Genomic DNA, 2,597 nt, shown 5'->3' with positions numbered 1-2,597 from the left:
GGTGGCGATGTACTGGCGATGTCTGAGGCAATAGCGCAACTCAAACAAGCACAACAACTGGCAGGATCACTAAAAGAAGCCGCAGATATTGCTAAAGCCGAACTCGCTGACTTACAAACACAAAAAGACTTACTGTCCGAAACGTTAAATGAACTGAAACAATCTGCCTTGCTAATTTCTTCACCCGAAGGTATCGCTAATAGTTCACCTAAAAGCATCCAATTCTCATCCGGTGAAAACATCATTACGACAGCACAAAAAAATGCAGATTTTAGTATCGCTAAAAAGTTCACCGTCGCCGCAGGGGAAATTATCAGCTTATTTGCCCAAAAGTTAGGAATAAAAATTTTTGCTAACCAAGGTAAAATTGCCATTGAAGCCCAGCATGATGAAATGTCATTGGATGCGTTGAAAGATTTGAGCATCAGCAGTCATGATGGCAAGGTGATTATCAAGGCCAAAAAAGAGATTATTTTAACCAGTGGTGGTGGCTATATTCGGATTGCGGATGGCACGGTTGAATGTACAGCGCCGGATAAAATCATTGAACGTGGTGAAGTCTGGCAAAAATTTGGTGGCAAAAGCATTAATGAAGCAATGCGCTCATGGGAAAGTTCTGAGTTTGCTATACAGCCTAAAGTTATTTTGCCTTCCACTAAACAAGCTTCCCAAGCAATCCGTTCCGTTGACGTCGTCGCGAATGACACTAAAGAAATAAATACTACCGATACGATGGGTAAAACGACACAACAAGACAGCTTAGGGTTAGATAACATTCAAATCGAGCTCAATCAAAAGAAATAATACTTTTATTGGGTAATAAGCTTTGATTTAAAGGACTATAAATGGACAAAAATTCAGATAACAGCGTCGATACTGGTGAATGCCAACACATTTCCTATCATTTACCTAAATGGAATAAAAACGGTAAAGTCATTTGGGATGACATAAAAACTCAACATAAATCACTCAATGCTGAAGCCCATTGCATCAAGCCGCCAACTAAAGTGGTTCCTGTGATTTTTATACCAGGAATTATGGGTACTAATCTAATGGATAATGATGAGGAAAATGTATGGAAAGCTAATGCATTTATGGGAGCCGACACTTTAAAATTTGTAGGTATGACTGGCTCAGAAAGGCGAAAGTCATTAGATGCTAAAAACACCAAGGTTGATAGCAGCGGTGAAATAATGCCAAGCACCTACGCTCTTTTTAGTGACGATGGAAAAATGTTACCCACAAGGCAAAAACGGGGGTGGGGAGAAGCACTGTACTTAAGTTATGGCTCTTTTTTAGAGGTTCTTCAGTCAGCCTTAATGGATGATTGGCAAAAAGATGTGCTTAATATTGTACAAAACGATGATGCGAAAGCACTACAAACATACTTTAACTCAACAGGAATATTGAGCCAGCTTGTCGAAGCAAAAATTGGCGACAGTAATGAAGAGAAACTAACAGAAGATGAATTGAATCACTTTAAGCATTTTTTGTTTTCTGTTCATGTGTTCGGTTATAACTGGCTTGATGATAATGCAAATTCCGCAAAAAATTTGGTGGAATATATCGATGATATTATCGATAAAACATATCAAGAACATGGCTATGGATTAGCAATAGAAAAAGTTATTCTTGTTACCCACTCGATGGGAGGACTTGTTGCACGTTATGCAATGAATCCACCAGAGGAGACTACGTTTAAAGGTTGCCAAGATAAAGTTTTAGGGGTCGTTCATGGCGTCATTCCTGATTTAGGATCGCCTGCGGCTTATCGCCGTATGAAAACAGGCGCAGGGCAAGAGGGGTTACCAGGGAAAGTCTTAGGAGCAACAGCAGAAGAATTAATGCCCGTGTTAGCCTTTGCTCCAGCGCCATTGCAGCTACTCCCATATCCTAAATATCAATCGCCATGGTTGGAAATTGAAAGTGCTTATTCTGACAATGATTTATTTTTACCGAAAAACAAAGACCCCTTTAGTGAAATTTATCTACGGAGAGACACTTGGTGGCGATTATATGAATCTGACATCCTTGATAAGGATATTGTAACAAGTGAAAATAATTGGCTAGCATATGATGACATAATTAATGATGTTGTTAAAAAATTCATGTGTCATCAAGAAAAAGGACAATATCATCCCAATACGTATGTCTTTTATGGTACAGAAGTAAAATCAGATACCAAGCTAACATGGAAATCTGTTTCATTAAGTGGGATGTATAGCCCAAGTGGAATAAACCGAATGCCCCATAACCATAAACGGTATTTCGATGAGACAACACTGATGGAGGCACGGTTAGATTCATCAGGATCACCTGGGGATGGAACCGTTCCGGTCGAATCACTTAGTGCAATTAAAAAGAGTTCGGCAACTAAAAGCTGGTTAGCAACAGATGTCGACCATCAAGATGCCTATGCGGTGAGTAATTTGAATGATATAAAAAATCGTCCCGCTATCCAATTTACACTAAGAGCCATCATTAAAATGGTACAAGAGGTCGATATCGGTGCAGCAGACTAAATTTAAAATATGGGGATTATTAATCAGCAGTATAATAATTCTCATATTGTTATTGAACACTAATAATTCACCGCC

The 2,597-nt window shown here is 39.1% G+C and carries 2 protein-coding genes; both read left to right on the top strand.

Features of this window, described 5'->3' with window-relative positions; all coding sequences use genetic code 11:
• The coding region (locus OOA_RS02740) for a DUF2345 domain-containing protein (protein WP_008910598.1) at positions 1–804 on the top strand (804 nt) is incomplete at its 5' end.
• Between the two features lie 41 nt (positions 805–845).
• Entirely contained in the window at positions 846–2,522 is a 1,677-nt protein-coding gene (locus tag OOA_RS02735; protein WP_008910597.1) for a lipase family alpha/beta hydrolase, read from the top strand.
• The last annotated feature ends 75 nt before the right edge of the window (positions 2,523–2,597 follow it).

The organism is Providencia burhodogranariea DSM 19968 (genome assembly GCF_000314855.2).
In the GTDB taxonomy this organism is placed as follows: domain Bacteria; phylum Pseudomonadota; class Gammaproteobacteria; order Enterobacterales; family Enterobacteriaceae; genus Providencia; species Providencia burhodogranariea.
Note: the sequence above shows the minus strand (reverse complement) of the source record. Positions and strands in the feature narration are given on the sequence as shown.

Bases quoted from the DNA above. Each gene is read 5' to 3' on its own strand.
- OOA_RS02735 (WP_008910597.1), top strand. From the start codon at position 846: ATGGACAAAAATTCAGATAACAGCGTCGATACTGGTGAATGCCAACAC.